Below are 22,702 nucleotides of genomic sequence, written 5' to 3' on the forward strand. Positions count from 1 at the left end.
TCTATGCGCAAGCGCCTGCTCCTCGCCGCCCTGCTCCTCCCCCTGGGCGCCCCGCTCGACGCCGCGCTCGCGCCTGGCGCCCGCGCGCCGGACTTCACGGCGAATGGCGCGGCCGCCGGCAAACCGATCAGCGTGCACCTGGCCGCGGCGCTCAAAAAGGGTCCGGTGGTGCTGTATTTCTTCCCCGCCGCCTACACCGGCGGGTGCAATGCCGAGGCGAACGCCTTTGCCGAGGCGCTGCCCGACTTTACCAAGGCGGGTGCGACGGTGATCGGCATGACCGCCGGCAATGTCGACCAGCTGCAGAAATTCTCCGCCGAGCACTGCGCCGGCAAGTTCGCCGTCGCCGCGGCGAGCCCGCAGGTGATTCGCGGCTATGACGTGTTGTTGCAGAAGCCCGGCGGCGGCATGATGACCACCCGCACCAGCTATGTGATCGCGCCCAACGGCCGCATCCTCTACGCGCATAGCGACATGAACCCCGCCGGGCATGTGCGCCTGACGCTGGATGCGGTGCGCAAGTATCGGCAGTCGCGCCGCTGAGCGACCGCAGGCGCCAGGGGCCCCGCTCACCCAATTTTAGCTATTGGCCCCTAGTGTCGCGCGCAAAGAAAGATGTGCGGTCGGGACCGCGAGGAAACCGGAAAACGCTAGGGGTTTCAACTTATGGCCAGAGCAATGGCCGTGCGCAGTAGCGGGGAGGTGGAGACCGCCAGTCTCTTCGAGCACGTGGGAGCATTCCTGCGCGATCATCGGCTGAGCGCGACTCCGGCCAATTACGCCTTTGCCTATCACCTGCTCACCGAGCCCAAGAGCCCGGTGGCGCGCGCGGTGGAAGCGCTGACCAATGGCGGCGTGCGGCTGACGCAGCACGATGTGGACGCCATGAACCTGGACGTTCAGTCACTGAGCAGACCCGACGCTGCAAAGAAGGCAGACGGGCTGGTCGCACAGACCCAGATGCAGGTGGAAGGGTTTGCCGACATGGTGACCGCTATGCGTGCCGAGACGGCGGGCTTTGGCCGGGACCTGGCCGAAAGCGCCGCGGAGATGTCGCGGTCGACGGATGGGAACGCCGGCACCATCGCGGCGGATCAGGTCGCGCGGATCACCGCCACCATGATCGAGCGCGTCCGCACCGCCGAGGCCCGGCTGGAGACGGCCACGCGCGAAGCCAGCGAGCTGCGCGAGAAGCTGGAGGAAGCGCGCGACAATGCCCGCCGCGACCCGCTGACCGAGCTGCCGAATCGCCGGGCGTTCGAGGAAGCCTATGCCGCGCAGGCCGCCGCCGGCGCCAGGCTGTGCATCGCGGTGTGCGACGTTGACCATTTCAAGTCGGTCAATGACCGATTCGGGCATGCAGTGGGCGACCGGGTGCTCAAGGCCATCGGCGATGCGCTGAGCCAGAGCTGTCCGAACCATCTGGTGGCGCGCTATGGCGGCGAGGAGTTCGCCATCCTGTTTACCGGCATCACCATCGAAGCGGCCCGCGCATTGATGGAGACGGCGCTCGTCACGGTTGCCGCCAAGCGTTACCGGCTGCGCGAAAGCGATGCGCCGCTGGGCGCGATCACCTTTTCCGCCGGGCTGACCCATGCCGAGAACCATGAGGTGCTCGGCACTGCCTTTCATCGCGCCGACCGCCTGCTGTACGCGGCGAAGTCGGCTGGACGGAACCGGTTGTTCACGGAATAGCCCACCCAGTGGCTCGCCGTGAGTTGGTGTATTTTGCCAAAGCTCGGTGTGAGAAATCCCAAGTCTGAACCAGGGCGAAATGCCGCCCCAGCAACTTCAATGACTTAGCAAATTGGCACGCTCCCTGCAAAGTATCTGGCATCGGCAGCCGAATGGTTCGGACAGCCGAAGGTACCAGGGAGTTTGATCATGACCGCACGCCTCGACTCGCTTAACCGCTCGGTTGCCGCTCTTGGCGCTGTCTTCTTCACCGTCGCGCTGGTGGTCTTTTCGACCCCCGTCGTTCCGATCGCCTGATCGAGCCGGACAAGGAGATTTCGCCATGTTGCGCAGCCTGATGATCGGCACCGTGTCGTTCGCCCTCACCGCCGCCACCATCCTCGTCACCTGCACCCAGGGTTCGGGCCTGGCCTGAACCCTGGCCCGCTAACCCAGACAAAGCGCGGAACCGCGGGCCTTCCGCACCGGTTTCCCTCGGCAAATCCTTCAAGGAGTGCAGCCGATGAGCGAGACCGAGACGATCGAGATGATCCATGAGGATGCGCTGCCCGGACATGAGAGCGCCCTCGAACCCAAACCCCAATGGGAGCCGCGGTACCCCGGCTCCGGCCGATTGCAGGACAAGGTGGCGATCGTCACCGGCGCCGACAGCGGAATCGGCCGCGCAGTGGCTGCACTCTATGCCCGTGAAGGCGCGCATGTCGCCATCCTGTATCTGTGCGAGCATGACGACGCGCAGATGACCGCGGACATCGTACGCAGCGAAGGGCGCGAGGCGCTGACCATCGCCGGCGACGTCGGCGACAAGGATTTCTGCGAGCGCGCGGTCGCGCAGGTGATCGAGAAGTTCGGGCGCATCGACGTGCTGGTAAACAATGCCGGCGAGCAGCACCCGGACAAGGAGATCACCGATATCACGGAGGAGCAGCTGAAGCGCACCTTTCAGACCAACATCTTTGGCCAGTTCTTCATGGTGCAGGCGGCGATGCCGCACCTGAAGCAAGGCGCGGCGATCGTGAACTGCACGTCGGTGACGATGTACCAGGGCGAGCCCGAGCTGCTGGACTATAGCTCGACCAAGGGCGCGATTACTGCGTTCACCCGCAGCCTGTCGATGAACCTGGTCAAGAAGGGTATTCGCGTGAACGCGGTGGCACCGGGTCCGATCTGGACCCCGCTCAACCCGATGGGCGGGGCGAGCCCGGACAAGCTGGAAAGCTTTGGCGAGGACGTGCCGATGGGGCGTCCGGGGCAGCCCAACGAAGTGGCACCGGCGTTCCTGTTCCTGGCGTGCGAGGATTCGAGCTATATGTCGGGGCAGGTGCTGCATCCGAATGGCGGCACGGTGGTGAACGGGTGAGCTAGGGGGAGGATTGGTTTTCCTTCTTCGTCACCCCGGCCTTGAGCCGGGGTCCCGCTTTCTCAAGCCAAACAGAAGAAGCGGGACCCCGGCTCAAGGCCGGGGTGACGAGAGAGAGATGAGAGTACTCGAGAGGGTGGCATCACGCCGGAGCCGCTTCGCCGAGCAGGCCGATGGGCGCTTCCTCACCGCGCGAATAGGTGCCGGTGAGCAGCCCGGCTGCCAGCACCCGGCCCGCCATGGCTTCTATCAGCGCGCCGCGTCCCGGGTTGGTGGCGAGGTCCGGCCCGGGCCCGAGCGCGAACAGCTGGAAGGCATAATGATGCGCGCCGTGGCCGGTCGGGGGATCGGGCGGCAGCCAGCCTTCGCCCAGATAGCTGTTGCGGCCGACATCGCTTCCGCGGATGCTGCCTTGCCCATCGGCCCGGATTGCGCCTTCCTTCAGTTCACCCTCGTGCGGCGGCAGGTTCCAGACCACGGCGTGGACCAGCGGCTGTGGCGCAGGCGCGTCGGGATCCTCGACCAGCAGCGCCAGCCGCTCGGTACCGTCCGGAACGCCGGTCCAGAACAGCGGCGGCGACACGCCTTCGCCATCGGCGGTGAAGCGATCGGGCAGGCGTGCGCCGTTGCCAAAGGCCGGGCTGGCGAGATGCAGCGATTCGAAGCTGCCAAGGTCGGGCTGGGCGATGGCCAGCTTCTCTGGCCCTGCGCGCAGGTTCTTGAGCGCGCTGCCGAGCCAATGGGGGATGTGTTCGAGCATGGTGCCTCCGGGTTCGGAAGGCTCAACCGATTCGGGCCGTGATTCGCTCCCTTTGTCCTACCGCTGTGGACAACGTTGTGGATAACCCGTGGGCAATTCCGTGGAGGATTCCGTCCTTTTCGCAGCCCCGGTGCATCGCCTCCGGCCCGCGCGGCCTGTGGATAACTATTCCGGCTGAGTCTTTTCGGTCACACCACCAGCATTGGGGCCTGTGGATAACTTCTTGACTCAACATCTGGGTGAGTGCCGAAATGTTCCGGCATCTGCTTGGATCGGCAGGCTTTTCGGTTAACCAAAACTTGGTTGACGCCGGAGTCCGCGCCCGATCACAACGCGCGACTGGGCAAGGGGAGCAGGACGACATGGGGGTTTTGGAAAAGGTAAGGACGCGCAGCCGCGCGGCTGCCCAGGTGGCGCCGGCGGAGCTTCCGCTCGACCAGATCCTGATGGGCGACTGCATCGCGGCGATGCGCTCGCTGCCGGCCAAGTCGGTGGACTGCATCTTCGCCGATCCGCCCTACAACCTGCAGCTGGGCGGCGATCTGAACCGTCCGGACGGCAGCCATGTCGACGCGGTCACCGACCATTGGGACAAGTTCGACAGCCTTTCGGCCTATGACAAGTTCACCCGCGAATGGCTGGCCGAAGCGCGGCGCATCCTGAAGGATGACGGCACGATCTGGGTGATCGGCAGCTATCACAACATCTTCAAGGTGGGATCGGCGATCCAGGATTTGGGCTTCTGGATCCTGAACGACATCATCTGGCGCAAGGCCAATCCGATGCCCAATTTCAAGGGCACGCGGTTCACCAACGCGCATGAGACGCTGATCTGGGCGTCGTCGGGCGAGAAGGCGAAGTACACCTTCAACTATCGCAGCATGAAGACGCTGAACGACGAGTTGCAGATGCGCTCAGACTGGGAATTCCCGATCTGCGGCGGGCAGGAGCGGCTGAAGAAGGACGGGCACAAGGTCCATCCGACGCAGAAGCCCGAGGCGTTGCTGTACCGCATCCTGCTGGCGTCGACCAAGCCGGGCGACGTGGTGCTGGACCCGTTCTTCGGCACCGGCACCACCGGCGCGGTGGCCAAGCGGCTGGGGCGGCACTGGATCGGCATCGAGCGTGAGCTGGACTATGTCGACGCGGCGATGGAGCGGATCGCGGCGGCCCTGCCGCTCGACGAATCGCAGCTCAAGACGATGCAGGCGCCCAAGGCCGCGCCGCGGGTGGCATTCGGACAGCTGGTCGAGAACGGCTATCTGATGCCCGGCGCAGTGCTGACCGACGCCAAGCGTAAGCACGTCGCGGTGGTGGGCGCCGACGGGTCGCTACGCTGTGGCGACGACGCGGGGTCGATCCACAAGCTGGGCGCAACGCTGCAGGGCGCGCCGTCGTGCAATGGCTGGACCTATTGGCACCATGAGGTCGAGGGGAAGCTGAAGCCGATCGACACGCTGCGGCAGACCTACCTGTTGGCGACGCAGCCCTAATTATAGCTGGAGCGCTGGCGGGCTCAGTCCGCCAGCGTCACCTGCATGCTGAAGGACCGCGCCTCGCCGGGTTCGAAGCGCAGCATGCCGGGCTTATCCCAGATCTCGCCGTCGAAGCCCTGTGGGTCGGCGATGCCGTGCCAGGGTTCGACGCAGACGAAGCGGGCGCCGGGCTTGGTCCAGATGCCGAGTTTGGGCATGCCGGCAAAGCCGAGCTCCAGCCCGGGGCCGCTGCCGCCGTCATAGCGCAGGCGATCGCTCGCCGGCGTGTTCCAGACCAGCGCATCACGGGCGAACAGATCGTCGTGGAGGTGGAGTTCGCGGCCGTGCACGGGTGAGGGCAGCGGCTCCGCGCCGATCAGTCCTCCGGGAATGATCGGGGCGAGCCCGCCGGGCTCAGGCTGAGCGAAGAGGATGCGGTGCGATTCGCGGGGTCGCCCGAACGGCAGCGGCCAGGCGAAAGCGGGGTGAAAGCCGAAGCTCGCCGGCATCGGACGATCGTCGCAATTGGTGGCGGTGACGTCGATCGCCAGCGTCGCTTCGGTCAGCGAATATGCCGCATCGAGCGTGAAGGCGAACGGATACACCGCGCGGGTGGCGTCATTGTCGGTCAGCCTGAAGACAGCGCGGGTCTTGCCGTGTTCGATCAACGCGAAGGGCTGGCGCCGAGCGAAGCCATGCTGCGGAAGCGCGTACTCCTTCCCGTCCAGGCGGTAGCGATCCCCCGCCAGCCGCCCGACGATCGGGAACAGCAAGGGCGCGTGCCCGGTCCAGAACGCCGGATCGGCATCGGTCATCAACTCGCGATCTTCGGCATCGCGCAGATGCGTCAGCTCGGCACCCAGTGGATTGAGCGTGGCGCTGAGCTGGCCGGAGGCAATCTCGATCGTCGCGGGATCGGTCATGACAACTCCGTACTGCGATGAGAGCTGGCGCACCCGACAAGATTCGAACTTGTGGCCTCTGCCTTCGGAGGGCAGCGCTCTATCCAGCTGAGCTACGGGTGCGTGGCAATGGCGACTAGCAAAGCATGGCGGCGGGCGCCAGCCGGTTTATGCGGGTTCGCGCTTGCGGGCCTTGCGCGCCTCGGGCGGAGGTGTCTTGGGTTTGAAGGGGCACAGGTCCGCCACGACGCAGCGCCAGCATTCCGGGGTGCGCGCCTTGCAGGTGTAGCGGCCGTGCAGGATCAGCCAGTGATGCGCATGGAGGCGGAAGGGCTGGGGCACCGCCTTTTCCAACTTGAGCTCGACGGCGAGCGGCGTCTTGCCCGGCGCGAGGCGCGTGCGGTTGCAGACGCGGAAGATGTGGGTGTCGACGGCAAAGGTCTCGCGCCCAAAGGCGGAATTGAGCACCACGTTCGCGGTCTTGCGGCCGACGCCGGGCAGCGCTTCGAGCAGTTCGCGGTCCGCAGGGATTTCGCTGCCATGCCGTTCGATCAGCGCGCGGCTCAATGCCAGGACGTTCCTGGCCTTGGTGTTGTAGAAGTTGATCGTCTTGAGATGATCCTTGAGCGCGTCCTCGCCCAGTGCCGCCATCTTCTCGGGCGTGTCGGCTTCGGCGAACAGCCGCCGTGTCGCCTTGTTCACCCCAGCATCGGTCATCTGCGCCGAGAGCACCACCGCCACCAGCAGGGTGAAGGCGTTGACATATTCCAGCTCGGTTTCGGGGTGCGGATTGTCCTCCGCCAGCCGGGCGAAGAACTGGACGACGTCCGCTTTCTTCACACGCCGAGAACCTGGTCCATCGTGTAGCGCCCGGGAGCCCGGCCGGCCAGCCACAGCGCGGCGCGCACCGCACCACGCGCGAAGATCGCGCGGTCGTCGGCGCGGTGAGTCAATTCGATGCGCTCACCAGCAGTGGCAAAGACAACGGTGTGATCGCCCACCACCGATCCGCCGCGTAGCGAGGCCAGGCCGATCGTGCCGTTCGCACGCGGGCCGGTGAGCCCGGCGCGGCCCTGCACGCCAGCTTCGGCAAGCGTTGTGCCGACGCCCTTGGCCGCAGCCTCGCCCAGCATTAGCGCCGTGCCCGAGGGTGCATCAGCCTTGTTCCGGTGGTGCATCTCGACGATCTCGATGTCCCAGTCCGCGCCAAGCCGCGCCGCGGCCTCGCGCACCAGGTGCGAAAGCAAGCCGACGCCAAGCGAGGTATTGCCGGTCTGAAGCACGGCGATGTCACGGGCGGCGGCGTCGATCAACGCGTGGTGACGGGCGCCGAGCCCGGTGGTGCCGATCATGATCGGCGTGCCGGCGGCGCGGGCGGCGGCGATATGCGCCTCGAGCGCGGCAGGGGCGGAGAAATCGACCAGCGTATCGGCCATGCGGGCAAGCGCATCGGCGTCGCCGCCCATGTCGCAGCCGCCGGCGACCGGCGCGTTGAGTTTGGGCGCGACCTCCGCGATCGCCTGCCCCATCCGCCCCATGCTGCCGAAGATACCGATGCTCGTCATGGCCGCGCTTCTGCACCAGCGCGCCGCCAAGCGACAGGCTTATTCGTCCTTGTCCTTCTTCTTCCCCAACGGGATCTTGAGCGAGAACATCAGCCCGGGCGCGCTGGCGCCGGGGAAGGTGCGCTGCACCGCCTGAACGTCCGCCCTACCCACGCCCGCGATGTTGAATTCGGAACGCAGCGGCTTTTCACGATACCGGTCGTCTTCGATGACGCGGGCACGAAAGCGGGCGGGATCGGCCTTGCCGCACACCACCACGTCCTCGCCCGCCCCCGGCTGGCAGCTGCGCGTGGGCAGCACCGGCGGAATCGCCTCGTCGCTGCCCGGAAATACCGGGGGGCGGTCCTGCACGGCGAACGAAAGCAGCAACGCGGCAATCAGCATGGCCCGGCGTCTCCAGCGGTTCGCCGGGCAAGCTGCGGGGCGATTGCGGCAGCGGCGTGGCGGCATGAACGATCGCGTACTATCTTCGCCCCTATGCGCGACATTCAGAACATCGTGATCCTCACCGGCGCCGGCGTGTCGGCCGAGAGCGGCGTGGCAACCTTTCGCGGCCCGGGCGGGCTATGGGAAGGGCACCGAGTCGAGGATGTCTGCACGCCGAAGGCGCTGGAGCGGCAGCCCGAGCTGGTGCACCGCTTTTATGACGAGCGGCGGGCGAAGCTGAGCACGGTCCGGCCCAACGCCGCGCACGAAGCACTGGCGCGGCTCGACGCCGAATGGACGGGCGGGCTGCTGCTGGTCACGCAGAATGTCGACGATCTGCACGAGCGTGCCGGGTCGACGCGCATGCTCCACATGCATGGCGAGCTGAAGTCGGCGCTCTGCGCAGCATGCGGGATGCGGAGGCCGTGGGATGCGGCGCTTCCGCCCATCTGCCCGACCTGCCAGGCGCCGACGCTGCGGCCTGACATCGTGTTCTTTGGCGAGATGCCATACCAGATGGATGCCATCGAGGCTGCGCTGGCCAACGCCGACCTGTTCGTGTCGATCGGCACCTCGGGCGCAGTATACCCTGCCGCGGGGTTCGTGCGCACGGCCAGGCACTATGGCGCGCAGACACTGGAGCTGAACCTCGATCCGTCCGAAGGCAGCATCTGGTTCGACGACAGCCGCATGGGTCCGGCGGGCACGCTGGTGCCGGCCTGGGTTGAGGAAGTGCTGCGCGGCTGAGGCGCGGCTTATTCGACCCAGTCGAGCCCGATCTCGCGGTAGAGCGAGCGGTCATTCTCCCAGCCTGGCTTCACCTTGACGTGCAGATAGAGGTGCACCGGCACCCCCATCACCCGCGACAGCTCGGCACGGGCGCGCGCACCGATCTCCTTGATGCGGGTGCCGCCCTTGCCCAGCACGATCGCGCGCTGGGTGTCGCGCTCGACTAGGATCTGCTGGTGGATCTCGACCGATCCGTCCTCGCGCTCGCTATACTTCTCGGTCTCGATCGCCGAGGCGTAGGGCAGCTCGGCATGGAGCTGGAGGTAGAGCTGCTCGCGAGTGACTTCGGCGGCGAGCATCCGGTCGGTGGCGTCGGAGACCTGGTCCTCAGGGAAGTGCCAGGGGGCCTGGGGCATGCGTTCGGCGAGCGCCGCCTTCATCTCGGCCACGCCGTCGCCGGTCTGGGCGGAGACGAAGAAGGTCTCTTCGAACGCGAACGCCTCGTTGAGCTTGGCGGCATGGCCGAGCAGGCGAGGCTTGTCGGCGATGTCGACCTTGTTGAGGATCAGGATCTTGGGCTCCGGGCGCCCGGCCAGGTTGTCGACAATCGCCTGCACCTTGCTGCCGATGCCGCCCTTGGCATCGACCACCAGCGCGATGACGTCGGCGTCCTTCGCACCATCCCAGGCGGCGGCGACCATCGCGCGGTCCAGGCGCCGCTCGGGCGTGAAGATGCCGGGGGTGTCGACCAGCAGCAATTGCGTCTCGTCCTGGATCGCCAGGCCCATCAGGCGGGTGCGCGTGGTCTGCGCCTTGGGCGAGACGATCGCGACCTTCTGGCCCACCAGGGCATTGACCAGCGTGGACTTGCCGGCGTTCGGCGCGCCGACGATGGCGACCAGGCCACAGCGCTGCGTTTCGATGTTCATTCTTATGTTCCTAGCGCTCCACCCTCAAACGGGGGAGTGTCACTTTTCCAACTGCTTCAACAGCGCTTCGGCGGCGGCGGTTTCGGCTTCCTGCTTTGAGGTGCCTTCGCCGGTCGCCTCGGCAAGCTTGCCGATTGCGACCTTCACCTTGAAGCGCGGGCTGTGATTGGGACCGGAGCGGTCCACCACTTCGTATTCGGGGGCGCGGCGGTTGTGCGCGGCGGCCCATTCCTGCAGCGCGGACTTGGGGTGCTTGGGCGCCTTGGTATGGACGTCGACGCGGTCGTCCCACGCCTTGCGGACAAAGGCGCGTGCCGCTTCGAAGCCATGTTCCAGATAATAGGCGCCGATCAGCGCCTCCATCACGTCGCCCAGCACATTGTCGCTGTCGGCCGCGCCATCCTCGCGCGCCTGCTTGCCCAGACGCAGGTGCGGCACCACGCCGACCGCGCGTGCGACATCGGCACAGACCGGGCCGGTGACGAGCGCGTTCAGGCGGCGCGAGAGCGCGCCTTCGGGCTCCTGCGGGAAACGCTCGAACAGCCATTCGGCGATGGTGAGGCCGAGCACACGGTCGCCCAGAAACTCCAGCCGCTCGTAATTGTCGGCGGCCTGGCTGCCATGGGTCAGCGCGCGCTCATAGCTGGCGAGCGCGCCCGGCTTGCGGCCGAAGGTCTTGCCCAGCCAGTCCCCCAGCGATTGCGCGCTCAGAAACCTTCTCCGATCCGGCTCCAGCGCGCGGCGGTGAACCAGGTCCAGGGCAGCAGCCAGTTGGCGCTGCCGTCGGTGGACCAGAAGTTCACGATCGCCTTGCCCTCAAGATTTTCCAGCGGCACGAATTCGATGCCGCCTTCTTCATGGCTGAAGCGGCTGTCCATCGAATTGTCGCGGTTGTCGCCCATCATGAAGACGTGGCCGGCAGGCACGGTGTAGACGCCGGTATTGTCCTTGGGCAGCATGCCCTGATCGAGCACGTCATACTGCTTGCCATTGGGCAAGGTCTCGCGGAAGCGGGGAATTGCGCAGACCGCATTGCCCTGTGCGTCGATCTGCTCGAACTGCGGCTGGCAGCGCTGGAAGTTGGGCGTGATCGGCAGCACGAAGTTGGCGACATGCTGCTTGGGAACGGGCTTGCCGTTCAGCACCAGCTGGCCGTCCTGCATCTGCACGGTGTCGCCCGGCAGGCCGATGACGCGCTTGATCCAGTCGGTATCGTTGCCCGGCGGCGCCTTGAACACCACCACGTCGCCGCGTTCGGGCGTGCCGGGGAACACGCGGCCCGGGATCAGCGGCAGGCTCCAGGGCAGCGAGTGCTTGGAATAGCCGTAGTTCCACTTGGTGATGAACAGGTAGTCGCCGATCAGCAGCCGCGGCAGCATCGATTCGGAGGGAATCGAAAAGGGCGAGAAGATGAAGCTGCGCACCACGAAGACGATCAGCGCCAGCTTCACCAGGAATGTCGTGAGATCGCGCCATTCCGACTTGGGCGCGGCCGGCTTTGCAGCGGCGCGCACGGGCTGGTCCTGGGGCTCGGCGGAAGGCGCGTTTTCCATGGGAATGCTCTGCTTGGGCTGAGGGGTGGCGTCAAGCCGATGAATACGGGTGGCCGCAACGGTTTCGCGGGCGTAGGGGCTTGGGCCAGATGCTGCCTTACAGGAGATGAACATGGCATTGCCCGACTGGTCGCCCATCCGGGACCTTCCGCGCCAAACGCTGGCGCAGTTGTTCGAGGGTGACGCGAACCGTGTCGCCACCCTGTCGGCGGACGTGGCGGGCATCCATTTCGACTGGTCCAAGACCCACCTGACACGGCAGGCGGTGCAGGCGTTTACGACCCTGGCCGAGCAGATGGGCCTGACTGCCAAGCGCGACGCGCTGTTCGCGGGTGAGGCGATCAACGTGACCGAAGGCCGCGCCGTCGAGCATACCGCGCAGCGCGGCGAAGGCTCGCCCGAGAGCGTCGCGCTCGCCAAGGGTTTCCACGCCCGCATGCGCGCGCTGATCGACGCAATCGAAGCCGAGGCGCTGGGGCCGGTCCGCCACATCCTGCACATCGGCATTGGCGGTTCGGCGCTGGGACCTGACGTTCTGGTAGACGCGCTGGGCCGTGACGCGGACCGTTATGACGTGGCGATCGTGTCCAATGTCGATGGCGTCGCGCTGGAGGAGGCGGTCAAGAACTTCGACCCTGCCGCAACCATCGTCGCGGTCGCGTCCAAGACCTTCACCACCACCGAGACGATGCTGAACGCCGAAAGCGCGCTGGCGTGGCTGGCCGAGGGCGGCGTCGAGGATCCCTATGGCAAGGTGATCGCACTGACCGCGGCGCCCGAAATGGCAATCGAGTGGGGCGTGGACGAGACGCGGGTGCTGCCCTTCTCCGAAAGCGTCGGCGGGCGCTATTCGCTGTGGTCATCGATCGGCTTTCCCGCCGCGCTGGCGCTCGGCTGGACCGCGTTCGAGGAGATGCTGGAAGGCGCGGCCGAGATGGACCGCCACTTCCGCCTGACGCCGCTAGCGGAGAATGCCCCGGTTCTCGCCGCCTTTGCCGACCTGTACTACACGCAGGCGCTCGGCTGCGAGACCCGTGCCACCTTCGCTTATGACGAGCGGCTGCGGCTGCTGCCCTCCTATCTCCAGCAATTGGAGATGGAGTCGAACGGTAAGCGGGTGACCGCTGATGGCGAGCCGGTCGATTGGCCGACCGCGCCGATCACCTGGGGCGGCGTGGGTACCGATGCGCAGCATGCGGTGTTCCAGCTGCTGCACCAGGGCACGCGGCTGGTGCCGGTGGAGTTCATCGGCGTGATCGAGCCCGGCGACGTGCTGCCCGAGGCGCATCATCGCCAGCTGCTGCTCAACATGCTTGCCCAGGGCGCGGCGCTGATGGCCGGGCGCGATGCCGAGGACAAGGCGCGCGCCTATCCCGGCAATCGCCCGTCCTCGACCCTGCTGCTCGACGATCTCGACCCGCGCACGCTGGGCGCGCTGCTCGCCTTTTACGAACAGCGTACCTTCGTGAACGCGGTGCTGCTGGGCATCAACGCGTTCGACCAGTTCGGCGTCGAGCTGGGCAAGGAAATGGCGAAGGCCGCTGACCAGGGCGGCACCTTTGACGCATCCACCACCGATCTGATGCGCCGGGCGTTCGGCGCATGAGCGGCGACGAGTATGTCTATGACGAGGCGAGCGGCGAGTGGATCCCTGCCGCCGACGCCGCGGCAAAGGCCGATGCTGGCGACACCGTCGAGGTGCGCGATTCCGTCGGCAACCTGCTTCAGGACGGCGATCAGGTGACGCTGATCAAGGACCTGACTGTCAAGGGCGCGGGGCAGACGCTCAAGCGCGGCACGCTGATCAAGTCGATTCGGCTGACCGGCGACGCGCAGGAAATCGACTGCAAATATGAGGGCATCAAGGGTCTGGTGCTGCGGGCGGAGTTCGTCCGCAAGCGCTGAGCCCGGCTCGCTTTTCCCGCCTCCCGTCTCCATATCGTCGCTTCACGACAAGCAGGATCCAGAACCGCCATGGCCGAGTTTGAGTACGACCTTTTCGTCATTGGCGCAGGGTCGGGCGGCGTGCGCGCCTCCCGCGTGTCGGCGGCGCATGGCGCGCGGGTGGCGGTGGCCGAGGAGTATCGCGTCGGCGGCACCTGTGTCATTCGGGGGTGCGTGCCCAAGAAGCTGCTGATCTTTGGCGCGCATTTCGCCGAGGATCTGAAGGACGCACGGCGCTTTGGCTGGGACGTGCCCGATTGCCGCTTCGACTGGGCGACGCTGCGCGACAACGTGCTGGCCGATGTCGACCGGCTGAACGGGCTCTACACCCAGACACTGCACAACAACCAGGTCGAGGTGTTCAATGAGCGCGCGACGGTCAGCGGCCCGAACGAAGTCACGCTCGCCAGCGGCCGGAAAGTGTCGGCCAAGCACATCCTGATCGCGACCGGTGCCCACCCACTGGTTCCCGAGTTTCCCGGCAGCGAACTGGGCATCACCTCGAACGAGGTCTTTCACCTCGACAAGCTGCCCCGGCGGGTGCTGATCGCGGGTGGCGGCTATATCGCGAACGAGTTTGCCGGCATCTTCAACGAGCTGGGCAGCCATGTCACGCTGGTGAACCGCACCGACGTGATCCTGCGCGGCTATGACCATTCGATCCGCGACCGGCTGCTGCAGATTTCGATCACCAAGGGTATCGATTTCCGCTTCCACTCCGAGTTCCGCAGAATCGAGAAGCTCGAGAGCGGCGCGCTGCGCGTCGAGTTGAGCAAGTTCGAGCCGATCGAAGTCGATGGCGTGCTGTTCGCGACCGGGCGAAAGCCCAACACGCGCGGCCTGGGACTGGAAGACGTTGGTGTCGAAATCGACGATCTGGGTGCGATCAAGGTCGATGACGAGAACCGCTCGTCGGTGGACAGCATCTTTGCGGTGGGCGATGTCACCAACCGCGTTCAGCTGACCCCCGTCGCGATCCGCGAGGGGCAGGCGTTCGCCGACACGATCTTCGGCAACAAGCCGCACAAGGTGGATTACAGCTGCATCCCGAACGCTGTGTTCAGCCACCCGCCGATGGCGGGCGTCGGCATGACCGAGAGCGAGGCCAAGAACAAGCTGGGCTCGATCGCAGTCTACCAGTCCGATTTCCGCGCGATGAAGAATGTGCTGGCCGACCGGCACGAGCGGGCGCTGTACAAGATGATCTGCGAAGGCAACACCGGACGCGTGGTCGGGCTGCACATGATCGGCCCCGACGCGCCGGAGATCCTTCAGGCCGCGGCGGTGGCGGTGAAGGCCGGGCTGACCAAGGACGCGTTCGACCAGACAGTAGCGCTGCACCCGACCATGGCCGAGGAGCTGGTGCTGCTCAAGTAGAGCGTGTCGTAGAGGCTGGAGCGCTCCTCGCGAGGATGCGCTCCCAGCCTTTTCAATGACTTACGATTTCATCGGCGTCGTCGCGGGGCACGTCGCCAGCGCCGCGCGAGAGCCAGATGGTGGTCGCGAGGTCCCAGGTAACGTTGCCAACCGTGCGCATGATGTCCGGTAGAGTCTCCACCGCGACCAGCAGCCCCAGCGGCGTGATCGGCGCGCCGATCGTCGCGGCGACGGGTGAGATGGCGCTGACATAGCTCACCGTGCCCGGCAGGCTGACCGAGCCGAGCGAGGTGAGCGTCGCGACCACTGCGCCGACCGCCAGCGTGGTCGCATGCAGCGGCACGCCGAACCAGGTGGCGACATAGATCGCCACCGCGAAGTTCATCGCTGGCCCGGTGGCGCGGAAGATGGCGACGGCGAGCGGCATGGTGACGCCCGATACCGCAACCGGCACGCCAACGGTTGCAGCGCCCTCGATCATCACCGGCAGGGTTGCCAGCGACGACTGCGTGCTGATCGCCACGGCCTGGCTGGGCAAGGCGGCGCGGACATAGCGGCCAAGGCCGATGCGACCGCCGATTACCGCGGCTGGATAGGCGAGCAGGGTGATGACCAGGCCGACGCTGGCGACGATCAGGATGTAATGGAGCAGCGCGCCGAACGCGCCCGTGCCCGCCTTGGCACCCACCACCAGCGCCAGCGCGAACACGCCCACCGGCCCGATCCACAGCACCCAGTTGATCACTACCAGCATCACGTCGCGCACCGCGACAAAGAAGCTGGTGAGCAGCGTGCGCGCTTCATGCCCCACCCGCGTGATCGCAAAGGCGAAGATGAGCGCAAAGATGATCAGCGACAGAAACGCGTTCTCCCCCGCCGCCTTGACGATGTTGGCGGGGACCACGGCCGCGAGGAACTCGCCGAGCGGCGGCACGGGGCCGATCTTTTCTGCACCACTCAGCGCCGCGCGCAGGCTTGCCGCCGATTCCTGGGGAAGGGGCGCGATCTGGAGGAACAGCGGCGTGAGCAGCGCCGCAGTGACTGCCGAGAGGAACAGCAGCATCACGTAGAGCGCGATGGCACGGCCGGCCAGGCGCCCGGCTTGCGCAGCCTCAGCCGTGGCGGTCACGCCGGTGATCAGCAACGCAACGACCAGCGGTACGATCGTCATCTGCAAGCCGTTCAGCCAAGCCTGACCGACCGGCTGCGCCCAAGTGGCAGCGGTAAGCGCCCCTTGCGGCGAATACGCCGCGAGCAACGCGCCGACCGCCAGTCCGGCCAGCAGGGAGAGAAGAATGCGGGTGGGTTGCGACATGCTCGCCCTTTGAAGTTTTCGCCGCTATCACGACGGGCACATAACTCGACAAGGGCGTGAGAACGCGCGGCATGGCAAGAAAATATTTCGGCACCGACGGAATCCGCGGGGCGACCAACGCTTCCAACATGACGGCAACCATGGCGATGAAGGTCGGCATGGCGGCCGGTTGCCACTTCCTGCGCGGCGCGCATCGCCACCGCGTGGTGATCGGCAAGGACACCCGCCTTTCGGGCTATATGCTGGAAAACGCGATGGTGGCCGGGTTCACCAGCGTGGGCATGGACGTGGTGCTGGTGGGGCCGATGCCGACGCCCGCCGTGGCGATGCTGACGCAATCGATGCGCGCGGACATGGGCGTGATGATCTCCGCCAGCCACAACCCCTATGCCGACAATGGCATCAAGCTGTTCGGGCCGGATGGCTTCAAGCTGTCGGACGCCGATGAACTGGCGATCGAGGCGCTGATCGATGGCGACGTGCCGCTTGCCCCCTCCAGCGAGATCGGCCGCGCGCGGCGCGTGGACGACGCGCAGGGACGCTATATCCACTTCGCCAAGTCGACCTTTCCCAAGGATTTGCGGCTCGACGGGCTCAAGATCGTCATCGATTGCGCCAATGGCGCGGCCTATCAGGTCGCACCCTCGGCCCTGTGGGAGTTAGGCGCGGAGATCATCGCGATCGGCGTCACGCCCAATGGCAAGAACATCAATGACGGCGTGGGCTCCACTGCGCCGCAGACCCTGTGCGAGACAGTGGTCGCTTCGGGCGCGCATATCGGCATCGCACTCGACGGCGACGCCGACCGGCTGATCGTGGTCGACGAGACCGGCAAGGTGGTCGATGGCGACCAGTTGATGGCGCTGATCGCCAGTGGTTGGGCCCGCCGGGGCCGGCTGGCCGGTGGCGGGCTGGTCGCCACGGTGATGTCCAATCTGGGACTGGAGCGCCATCTGTCGGCCCAAGGGCTGGGGCTGATCCGCACCAGCGTGGGCGACCGCTATGTGCTCGAGAAGATGCGCGCCTCGGGCTATAATGTCGGGGGCGAGCAGTCGGGACACATCATCCTGTCCGACTATGCCACCACTGGCGACGGGCTGGTCGCGGCTTTGCAGGTGCTGGCCGAGATCGTCCGCGCGGGCGCGCCAGCCAGCGAAGTGCTGCACCGCTTCGATCCCCTGCCCCAGCTGCTCAAGAATGTCCGCTTTGCCGGCGGCAAGCCGCTGGAGGACCCGCGCGTCAACGACGTGATCGCCGCAGCGGAAGCCGAACTGGACGGCAAGGGCCGGCTGGTCATCCGCGCCTCGGGTACCGAGCCGGTGATCCGGGTGATGGCCGAGGGCGACGACAAGGCACAGGTGGAGACGGTGGTCGACCGCATCTGCGACGCGGTGCGCGCGGCGGCGGGGTGACTGGCCTGTGGCGCGCGCGGTGCGGCCATTGTTCCGCGCCGTCGAGCGCGCCGCTTGTTCGGACGCCTGTCACGGCCTGGCAGCAGGCGCAGGCCTGTAGTCTATATTCGTCACCCCGGCCTTGAGCCGGGGTCCCGCTGCCTTGCCCCACAGAAGAAGAAGCGGGATCCCGGCTCAAGGCCGGGATGACGGGGTGGTGGGCTGGAGAGGGCGGTGAGCATAGCGCCTTCCACTCGCCTGCGCCCACGCGTACAGAGCGCGCATGCTGGAAATGCGACCCGATTGCGAACGCTGTGGCGTGGACCTGCCGGCCGACGAGGCGGGGGCGTTCATCTGTTCGCTGGAATGTACCTTCTGCGCCGAATGTGCCGACCGGCTGGACGAGCGCTGTCCCAATTGCGGAGGCGAACTGCTAGACCGGCCGGCGCGGGTGGACGAGGCGCTGGCGCGTCACCCGGCTTCCACGCAGCGCAGGTTCAAGGGCTGATATATGACGCCACGTGTGCTGATCATCGCGGGTTCGGATTCGGGCGGCGGCGCCGGGATTCAGGCCGACATCAAGACCGTGTCGATGCTGGGCGGCCATGCGATGACCGCGATCACTGCGATCACCGCGCAGAACACCGTGGGCGTGCAGGCGGTGCACGCCGTCCCCACCGACATGGTGATCGCGCAGATCGATTCGGTGATCCGCGACATCGGCGTCGACGCCGTGAAGATCGGCATGATCGGTTCGGCGCGCACCGCGCTGGCCGTCGCCGAGAAGCTGGACGAACTGCCCGGCGTGCCGGTGGTGTTCGATCCGGTGATGGTCGCCTCTACCGGGGCGCGGCTGGCCGATGAAGCGACGATCGCGGCGTTCGAGCGGCTGATGGACCGCGCCACCGTGGTCACGCCCAATCTGCCCGAGCTGGAGGCACTGGGCCGCGATCCGCAGGCACTGGTGCGGGCGCATGGCTGCGCGGTGCTGGTGAAGGGCGGGCATCGCGCCGGCGCCGACGTGACCGACCGGCTCTATTCAGTCGATCCCGAAGACCCGCCCGAGATCAGCTGGAGCGACCCGCGGATCGAGACCGACGCGACGCACGGCACTGGCTGCACTTTGTCTTCGGCGATCGCCTGTGGCCTTGCACAGGAATGGGACCTGCCCGAGGCGGTTACCCGCGCGCGCCGCTTCGTGCGCATCGCGATGCGCGAGGCGCCGGGGCTTGGGCGCGGACATGGCCCGATGGGGCAGCAGGCGGTGCGGCTCGACAGCAATATGAGCTTTTTTGAGCCGATGCTGAACCAGGTGACGGTGCCCGCCACCGATCTCGCAGCCAGCGAGCGCTTCTATCGGCTGCTCGGCATGCGCCAGGTGGTGCGGGCTTCCCCACGCTATGCGCGGTTCGAGACCGAGGGCGGGGCGACGTTTTCGGTCGCCACCGATCCCGCCTACACCGCGCCGGTCGTGTATCTGGAATGCGGCGATTTGGACGTCACCGTCGCATATCTTCAGCAACAGGGCATCAAGTTCGATCAGGAACCACGCGACGAGAAGTGGGGCTGGCGCGAGGCGCGGCTGACCGATCCCGCGGGCAACGCCATTCGTCTCTATCAGGCTGGCGAGATGCGCCGCTTTCCGCCATGGCGGCTGGACGATGCCTGAACGTCCCGCGCCTGACCTGAAGTTCGAACGTAAATACAAGCGCTTGCATAAGGGGCTGGTCGCCGGAGTCGATGAGGCCGGGCGCGGGCCGCTGGCCGGACCGGTGGTCGCCGCCGCGGTGGTGCTCGACCCCAAATGCATCCCCGAGGGGATCGACGATTCCAAGGTACTGACCGCGGCCAGGCGCGCCGATCTGTGCGCGCAGCTGCTTGCCTGTGCCAAGGTCGGCGTGGGCATCGCCAGTGTCGAGGAGATCGACACGATCAACATCTTCTGGGCGACGATGCTGGCGATGCAGCGGGCGGTAGATGCGCTCGGCTTCCGCCCCGCCTTTGTGCTGGTCGACGGCAATCGTTGCCCGAACTGGGAGCATCAGAGTCAGGCGGTGGTGAGCGGCGACGCGCTGTGCCTGTCGATCGCCGCGGCCTCCATCGTCGCCAAGCATCGGCGCGACTGCATCATGACCGAGCTGGACGCCCTGCACCCGGGCTATGGCTGGAAGGCGAACAAGGGCTACGGCGCCAAGGTGCACCAGGAGGCGCTGCGCGCGCTGGGGCCGACGCCGCATCACCGGCGCAGCTTCGCGCCGGTGGCGCAGGCGGAGCTGGATTTCGGACCGGCGATCGCGGCGGAGTAGCCGCCGTCGCAGTTTCCGCGGCGAAGGCCGGACTCAGTCGATCTTGTTGAGCTGCTTCAACAGATCGTCGAAGCTCGTATCCGGCTCGGGTTCGCGGAAGCTGGCGTCCAGCGCGGTGGCCATCGCCGTTGCGCCGAAGCCGAGGCGGCGCTTGGTGCTCTCCAGCAGCGCGAAGATTGACACGCGCTTGCCCTGACGCGCGCGGATCAGGTCGCCGCCGGGGAAGGCCACGCCGATCCGCAAGCCTGCAACCGAGGACGCGTTGCGCAGGGTGCGGCGTGCCGAGGTCCAGACATGACCGACCACTTCGCGCCCCTCGACCTCTCCAGGCTCCTGGATCGCAGTGAGGCGGTGCAGCGTGTAGAGCCCGAGCAGCGCGGAGAGCAGGAAGAAGAACTCCCAATGGCTGAACACCACCCCGAACAGGGCGTTGGTGCCGCTGGGGCTAACCCATTCGACGTCCACGTGCAGCTGCCGCCGCGCGAAGAAGTCCGCCGCCCAGCCGCCGACGATTGGCGCGGCGCCTGCCGCAACCGCGCTGATCAGCGCATTGGCGGCCATGTAGCTGGTGGCGATGCCTTCCGGGCTCAGCTTCATGACGATATTGCCTGAGGCAAGGCCGACGCCCGCGCCCGCGGCGCCCATGACTATGTGCAGTACGATGAGGTACGCGGCGCGCGCGGTGGTGCTGTCGAACTCGCTGGCGAAGGCCATGCCGGCGATGCACATGAGGAACAACGGCGTGGAGACCGACAGCACCGACTTGTTGCTGAACCGGTCACTGAGTCGGCCCCAGCCGCGCACCACGCTGACATTGGCGAGCTGGCTGACGACGGTGAGGATCAGCACGAAGCTCATCGTAAAGCCGAGTTCGCGGACGAAATAGACCGTGAAGAACGGGGTCGCCAGGTTCACTGCAAACTGCCAGCTGGCGAGATAGCGCAGCATGTTGCGGAAGTTCTGGTCCTTGAGCGGCTGGAGCAGCAGCTTGTGGAGCGGCGCGGTAGGTCCGCCCTGGGGCATTTGCGGCTCTGGCACCATGGCGAGGAAGGCAGTGCTGATCAGCCCGAAAAGGAAGCCGGCGATGTAGAGGCTGGAATAGATGCGGTCGCCCAGCGCATCCGATCCGTTCGCCCAGTCCAGCGCCACCGCTGCGGCCACGGTGGCGACGGTGCTGACCAATGTGCCGTACACGCCACGGCGGGCGAAGAACTGGCCCAGCCGCTCGGGCGGAAGCAGGTCGCGCATCCAGCTGTTCCAGCTGCACGCGCCCACCGCGTTGAGGCCATAGTGAAGCAGCGCGGCGGCGAGCAGCACGCCGGTCGCCACGTCGCGGTTGGGGATGAAGGGCACAGCGGCATAGGCCGGGAGCGCGAGGCGGGCGAAGAAGACGCTGGTGACCGAGATCAGGCGGCGGCGACGCAGGCGCTCGACCAGCTTCACCGTTGGCGCCTGGAGGATCTGCGTGAGCAGCGGGATCGCCGCCAAGAGGCCGATCTGGGTATTCGTCGCGCCGATATGGATGGCGAGCGCGAGCAGCACGACACCGGAATTCAGCGCCCCGATCGCGGTCGCGGCGGCGGCGTCGATCAGCAGGTTGCGTGCGGCCCGCTCTCGCTCCTGGGGACTGATCGAGGGTTGCGGTGCCAGCATCGAAGTCCCGTATCGCGCGTCAATGGGCGGACAACCGGGCCGGAGACGAAGCGTTCCGTATCTTCACGTCTGCTGGATCACCGCGGGTCTTAGAGGTCCAGCTTCTCGTAGTCCGCAGGAGGGGGGATGCCCTCCATCCGCTCGGACAGGAGCGGACGGAAGCTGGGGCGGCTCTTCATGCCGATATACCAGCGCTTGGCCTGTTCGTGGCTCTTCCAGTCGATGCCGCCGAGATAATCGGCGATCGAGATCTGCGCGGCGGCGGCAAGATCGGCGAGGCTCATCGTCGCGCCGCCCAGCCAGGTGCGGTGATCGAGCAGGTAATCGATGTAATCGAGATGGCCGACCGCAGCCTTCATCGCCGCGCGCAGCACCTGGCCGTCGGGCGACTGCTTGTAGACCAGCCGCTTGAGCATGCGTTCCTGGAGCAGCGGCGCAGTGATTTCGCTGAAGAACTGGGTGTCGAACCAGATGGTCAGGCGGCGGATTTCGGCGCGGTCGACGGCGGTGCCGTTAATCATCGCGGCCTTGTCGACCGTTTCCTCGAAGAACTCGCAGATCACCGCCGAATCGATCAGCGTCACGCCGCGTTCGGTGTCGACCATCACCGGCACCTGGCCGGCGGGGTTCAGGTCCATGAACTCGTCGCGGCGCATCCAGGGGGATTCGCGCACGGGCTCGTACGCCACGCCCTTTTCGCCCAGCAGCAGGCGAACCTTACGCGAAAAGGGACACAGCGGGAATTGAAGGAGCTGCCACATGCGGTTCTATTGAGCCGCGGTGCGCGGCGCGTCCAGCGCTTCTACGTCAATTATCGGTGTCGAGCATCGCAGTCAGCGGTGCGAGCGCCGCCTGGAGGCGGGCAGCGGTGCGGCCGAGTTCGTCGCCCATCGCCAGCGCGTCATTGGCGACTGCGCCAGCGGTGCGCACGGCATTGCGCGTGCCGGCATGGAGCTTGGCCTGGAAGTGCGGATCGCGGCGGCGCTGGATATCGCCCAGCGTGTCGTTGGGGCGTACATCGCCTTCCGGATCGACATAGTGGGCGAGCGGGCCGACGCGGGTGTCGAGCACAATGCCGGCGATCTGGTCGACCATCAGCGCCACACCTTCCTGCACCATCGGATTCTCAAGCGCACGCGCGGCGGCTTCGGCCTTGCTGTCGGTCTGTGCAGCGGCGGGCGCGGCGATGGCGCAGAGCGCTGCTGCGGCGATGAAAAGGGGACGCATACCATTCTCCCGAGTCGGCAGGATGGCGCTTACCATAAGTTTCAGCGGCTTAGCAGGGGATGAATGGCCCCGCTCCGAGACCCTGCCCTTCTTCG

General features: G+C 66.6%; 24 protein-coding genes and 1 tRNA gene. 12 read left to right on the forward strand and 13 right to left on the reverse strand.

Annotated elements, in window-relative coordinates:
- The first annotated feature begins 3 nt into the window (after positions 1-3).
- From LQ953_RS05255 to LQ953_RS05265, 3 genes are all read left to right on the forward strand, one after another.
- Complete coding sequence (locus LQ953_RS05255; protein ID WP_231029632.1) at positions 4-543, forward strand: peroxiredoxin; 540 nt, start codon at positions 4-6, stop codon at positions 541-543.
- A gap of 135 nt (positions 544-678) precedes the next feature.
- Positions 679-1,695 carry a GGDEF domain-containing protein gene (locus LQ953_RS05260; protein ID WP_231029633.1) on the forward strand — a complete coding sequence of 339 codons (1,017 nt, stop codon included), beginning with the start codon at positions 679-681 and terminating at the stop codon, positions 1,693-1,695.
- 502 nt (positions 1,696-2,197) lie between these two features.
- Entirely contained in the window at positions 2,198-3,055 is an 858-nt protein-coding gene (locus LQ953_RS05265) for a glucose 1-dehydrogenase (protein WP_231029634.1), read from the forward strand.
- Between the two features lie 142 nt (positions 3,056-3,197).
- Here the strand turns inward: LQ953_RS05265 and LQ953_RS05270 are convergent, their stop codons facing one another.
- Positions 3,198-3,815 (reverse strand): YbhB/YbcL family Raf kinase inhibitor-like protein, encoded by a 618-nt coding sequence (locus tag LQ953_RS05270; RefSeq protein WP_231029635.1) that lies wholly within the window; start codon positions 3,813-3,815, stop codon positions 3,198-3,200.
- Positions 3,816-4,177: 362 nt separating this feature from the next.
- Between LQ953_RS05270 and LQ953_RS05275 the strand changes: the two genes are divergently transcribed.
- Positions 4,178-5,308, forward strand: coding sequence for a site-specific DNA-methyltransferase (locus LQ953_RS05275; protein WP_330999383.1), 1,131 nt, complete (start codon positions 4,178-4,180; stop codon positions 5,306-5,308).
- 23 nt (positions 5,309-5,331) lie between these two features.
- On the opposite strand, the gene LQ953_RS05280 is transcribed toward LQ953_RS05275, so the two are convergent.
- The 5 genes from LQ953_RS05280 to LQ953_RS05300 all read right to left on the reverse strand — a co-directional run bounded on the left by LQ953_RS05280 (position 5,332) and on the right by LQ953_RS05300 (position 8,141).
- Positions 5,332-6,213, reverse strand: a complete 882-nt coding sequence (locus LQ953_RS05280) for an aldose 1-epimerase family protein (RefSeq protein WP_231029636.1) — start codon at positions 6,211-6,213, stop codon at positions 5,332-5,334.
- A gap of 25 nt (positions 6,214-6,238) precedes the next feature.
- Positions 6,239-6,315, reverse strand: a tRNA-Arg gene (locus LQ953_RS05285).
- Between the two features lie 45 nt (positions 6,316-6,360).
- Entirely contained in the window at positions 6,361-7,032 is a 672-nt protein-coding gene (gene nth / locus LQ953_RS05290) for an endonuclease III (RefSeq protein WP_231029637.1), read from the reverse strand.
- Positions 7,029-7,757 carry a 4-hydroxy-tetrahydrodipicolinate reductase gene (gene dapB / locus LQ953_RS05295; RefSeq protein WP_231029638.1) on the reverse strand — a complete coding sequence of 243 codons (729 nt, stop codon included), beginning with the start codon at positions 7,755-7,757 and terminating at the stop codon, positions 7,029-7,031. Before dapB ends, nth begins: the two co-directional genes overlap by 4 nt.
- A gap of 39 nt (positions 7,758-7,796) precedes the next feature.
- Entirely contained in the window at positions 7,797-8,141 is a 345-nt protein-coding gene (locus tag LQ953_RS05300) for a hypothetical protein (protein ID WP_231029639.1), read from the reverse strand.
- Between the two features lie 93 nt (positions 8,142-8,234).
- Between LQ953_RS05300 and LQ953_RS05305 the strand changes: the two genes are divergently transcribed.
- On the forward strand, positions 8,235-8,930 hold the full coding sequence (locus tag LQ953_RS05305) for an NAD-dependent deacylase (protein ID WP_231029640.1): 696 nt from the start codon (positions 8,235-8,237) through the stop codon (positions 8,928-8,930).
- Positions 8,931-8,938: 8 nt separating this feature from the next.
- On the opposite strand, the gene era is transcribed toward LQ953_RS05305, so the two are convergent.
- Genes era through lepB form a run of 3 tightly spaced genes read right to left on the reverse strand, consistent with a single transcriptional unit; the run spans position 8,939 to position 11,394 of the window.
- The gene (gene era, locus LQ953_RS05310; RefSeq protein ID WP_231029641.1) at positions 8,939-9,841 is read right to left on the reverse strand and encodes a GTPase Era; all 903 of its coding nucleotides are present in this window, start codon (positions 9,839-9,841) and stop codon (positions 8,939-8,941) included.
- A 39-nt stretch (positions 9,842-9,880) separates the two neighbouring features.
- Complete coding sequence (gene rnc / locus LQ953_RS05315; protein WP_443026550.1) at positions 9,881-10,552, reverse strand: ribonuclease III; 672 nt, start codon at positions 10,550-10,552, stop codon at positions 9,881-9,883.
- Complete coding sequence (gene lepB / locus LQ953_RS05320; protein WP_231029642.1) at positions 10,549-11,394, reverse strand: signal peptidase I; 846 nt, start codon at positions 11,392-11,394, stop codon at positions 10,549-10,551. Before lepB ends, rnc begins: the two co-directional genes overlap by 4 nt.
- Before the next feature lie 112 nt (positions 11,395-11,506).
- On the opposite strand from lepB, the gene pgi reads away from it, so the two are divergent.
- The 3 genes from pgi to gorA all read left to right on the forward strand — a co-directional run bounded on the left by pgi (position 11,507) and on the right by gorA (position 14,715).
- The gene (gene pgi, locus LQ953_RS05325) at positions 11,507-13,000 is read left to right on the forward strand and encodes a glucose-6-phosphate isomerase (RefSeq protein WP_231029643.1); all 1,494 of its coding nucleotides are present in this window, start codon (positions 11,507-11,509) and stop codon (positions 12,998-13,000) included.
- Entirely contained in the window at positions 12,997-13,299 is a 303-nt protein-coding gene (locus tag LQ953_RS05330) for an alkylphosphonate utilization protein (protein ID WP_231029644.1), read from the forward strand. Before pgi ends, LQ953_RS05330 begins: the two co-directional genes overlap by 4 nt.
- A 69-nt stretch (positions 13,300-13,368) precedes the next feature.
- On the forward strand, positions 13,369-14,715 hold the full coding sequence (gene gorA, locus LQ953_RS05335; RefSeq protein ID WP_231029645.1) for a glutathione-disulfide reductase: 1,347 nt from the start codon (positions 13,369-13,371) through the stop codon (positions 14,713-14,715).
- Between the two features lie 52 nt (positions 14,716-14,767).
- Here the strand turns inward: gorA and LQ953_RS05340 are convergent, their stop codons facing one another.
- A complete protein-coding gene (locus LQ953_RS05340; protein ID WP_231029646.1) occupies positions 14,768-16,030 on the reverse strand; it encodes a dicarboxylate/amino acid:cation symporter in 1,263 nt (420 codons plus the stop codon).
- 71 nt (positions 16,031-16,101) lie between these two features.
- Here LQ953_RS05340 and glmM point away from each other — a divergent pair, with 71 nt between their 5' ends.
- The 4 genes from glmM to LQ953_RS05360 all read left to right on the forward strand — a co-directional run bounded on the left by glmM (position 16,102) and on the right by LQ953_RS05360 (position 19,727).
- On the forward strand, positions 16,102-17,442 hold the full coding sequence (glmM, locus tag LQ953_RS05345) for a phosphoglucosamine mutase (protein WP_231029647.1): 1,341 nt from the start codon (positions 16,102-16,104) through the stop codon (positions 17,440-17,442).
- A 262-nt stretch (positions 17,443-17,704) separates the two neighbouring features.
- Positions 17,705-17,929, forward strand: a complete 225-nt coding sequence (locus LQ953_RS05350) for a DUF1272 domain-containing protein (protein ID WP_231029648.1) — start codon at positions 17,705-17,707, stop codon at positions 17,927-17,929.
- Positions 17,930-17,932: 3 nt separating this feature from the next.
- Positions 17,933-19,090: a bifunctional hydroxymethylpyrimidine kinase/phosphomethylpyrimidine kinase gene (gene thiD / locus LQ953_RS05355; RefSeq protein WP_231029649.1), complete on the forward strand. Its 1,158-nt coding sequence runs from the start codon at positions 17,933-17,935 to the stop codon at positions 19,088-19,090.
- Positions 19,083-19,727, forward strand: coding sequence for a ribonuclease HII (locus LQ953_RS05360; protein ID WP_231029650.1), 645 nt, complete (start codon positions 19,083-19,085; stop codon positions 19,725-19,727). The genes thiD and LQ953_RS05360 overlap by 8 nt, the downstream gene beginning before the upstream one ends.
- Before the next feature lie 33 nt (positions 19,728-19,760).
- Here LQ953_RS05360 and LQ953_RS05365 read toward each other — a convergent pair whose 3' ends face one another.
- The 3 genes from LQ953_RS05365 to LQ953_RS05375 all read right to left on the reverse strand — a co-directional run bounded on the left by LQ953_RS05365 (position 19,761) and on the right by LQ953_RS05375 (position 22,607).
- Positions 19,761-21,380, reverse strand: coding sequence for an MFS transporter (locus tag LQ953_RS05365; protein WP_231029651.1), 1,620 nt, complete (start codon positions 21,378-21,380; stop codon positions 19,761-19,763).
- Positions 21,381-21,469: 89 nt separating this feature from the next.
- The gene (locus LQ953_RS05370; RefSeq protein WP_231029652.1) at positions 21,470-22,141 is read right to left on the reverse strand and encodes a glutathione S-transferase family protein; all 672 of its coding nucleotides are present in this window, start codon (positions 22,139-22,141) and stop codon (positions 21,470-21,472) included.
- A 46-nt stretch (positions 22,142-22,187) separates the two neighbouring features.
- Positions 22,188-22,607, reverse strand: a complete 420-nt coding sequence (locus LQ953_RS05375; RefSeq protein WP_231029653.1) for a hypothetical protein — start codon at positions 22,605-22,607, stop codon at positions 22,188-22,190.
- Positions 22,608-22,702: the final 95 nt, after the last annotated feature.

The organism is Sphingomonas sp. IC-56 (assembly GCF_021043375.1).
In the GTDB taxonomy this organism is placed as follows: domain Bacteria; phylum Pseudomonadota; class Alphaproteobacteria; order Sphingomonadales; family Sphingomonadaceae; genus Sphingomonas.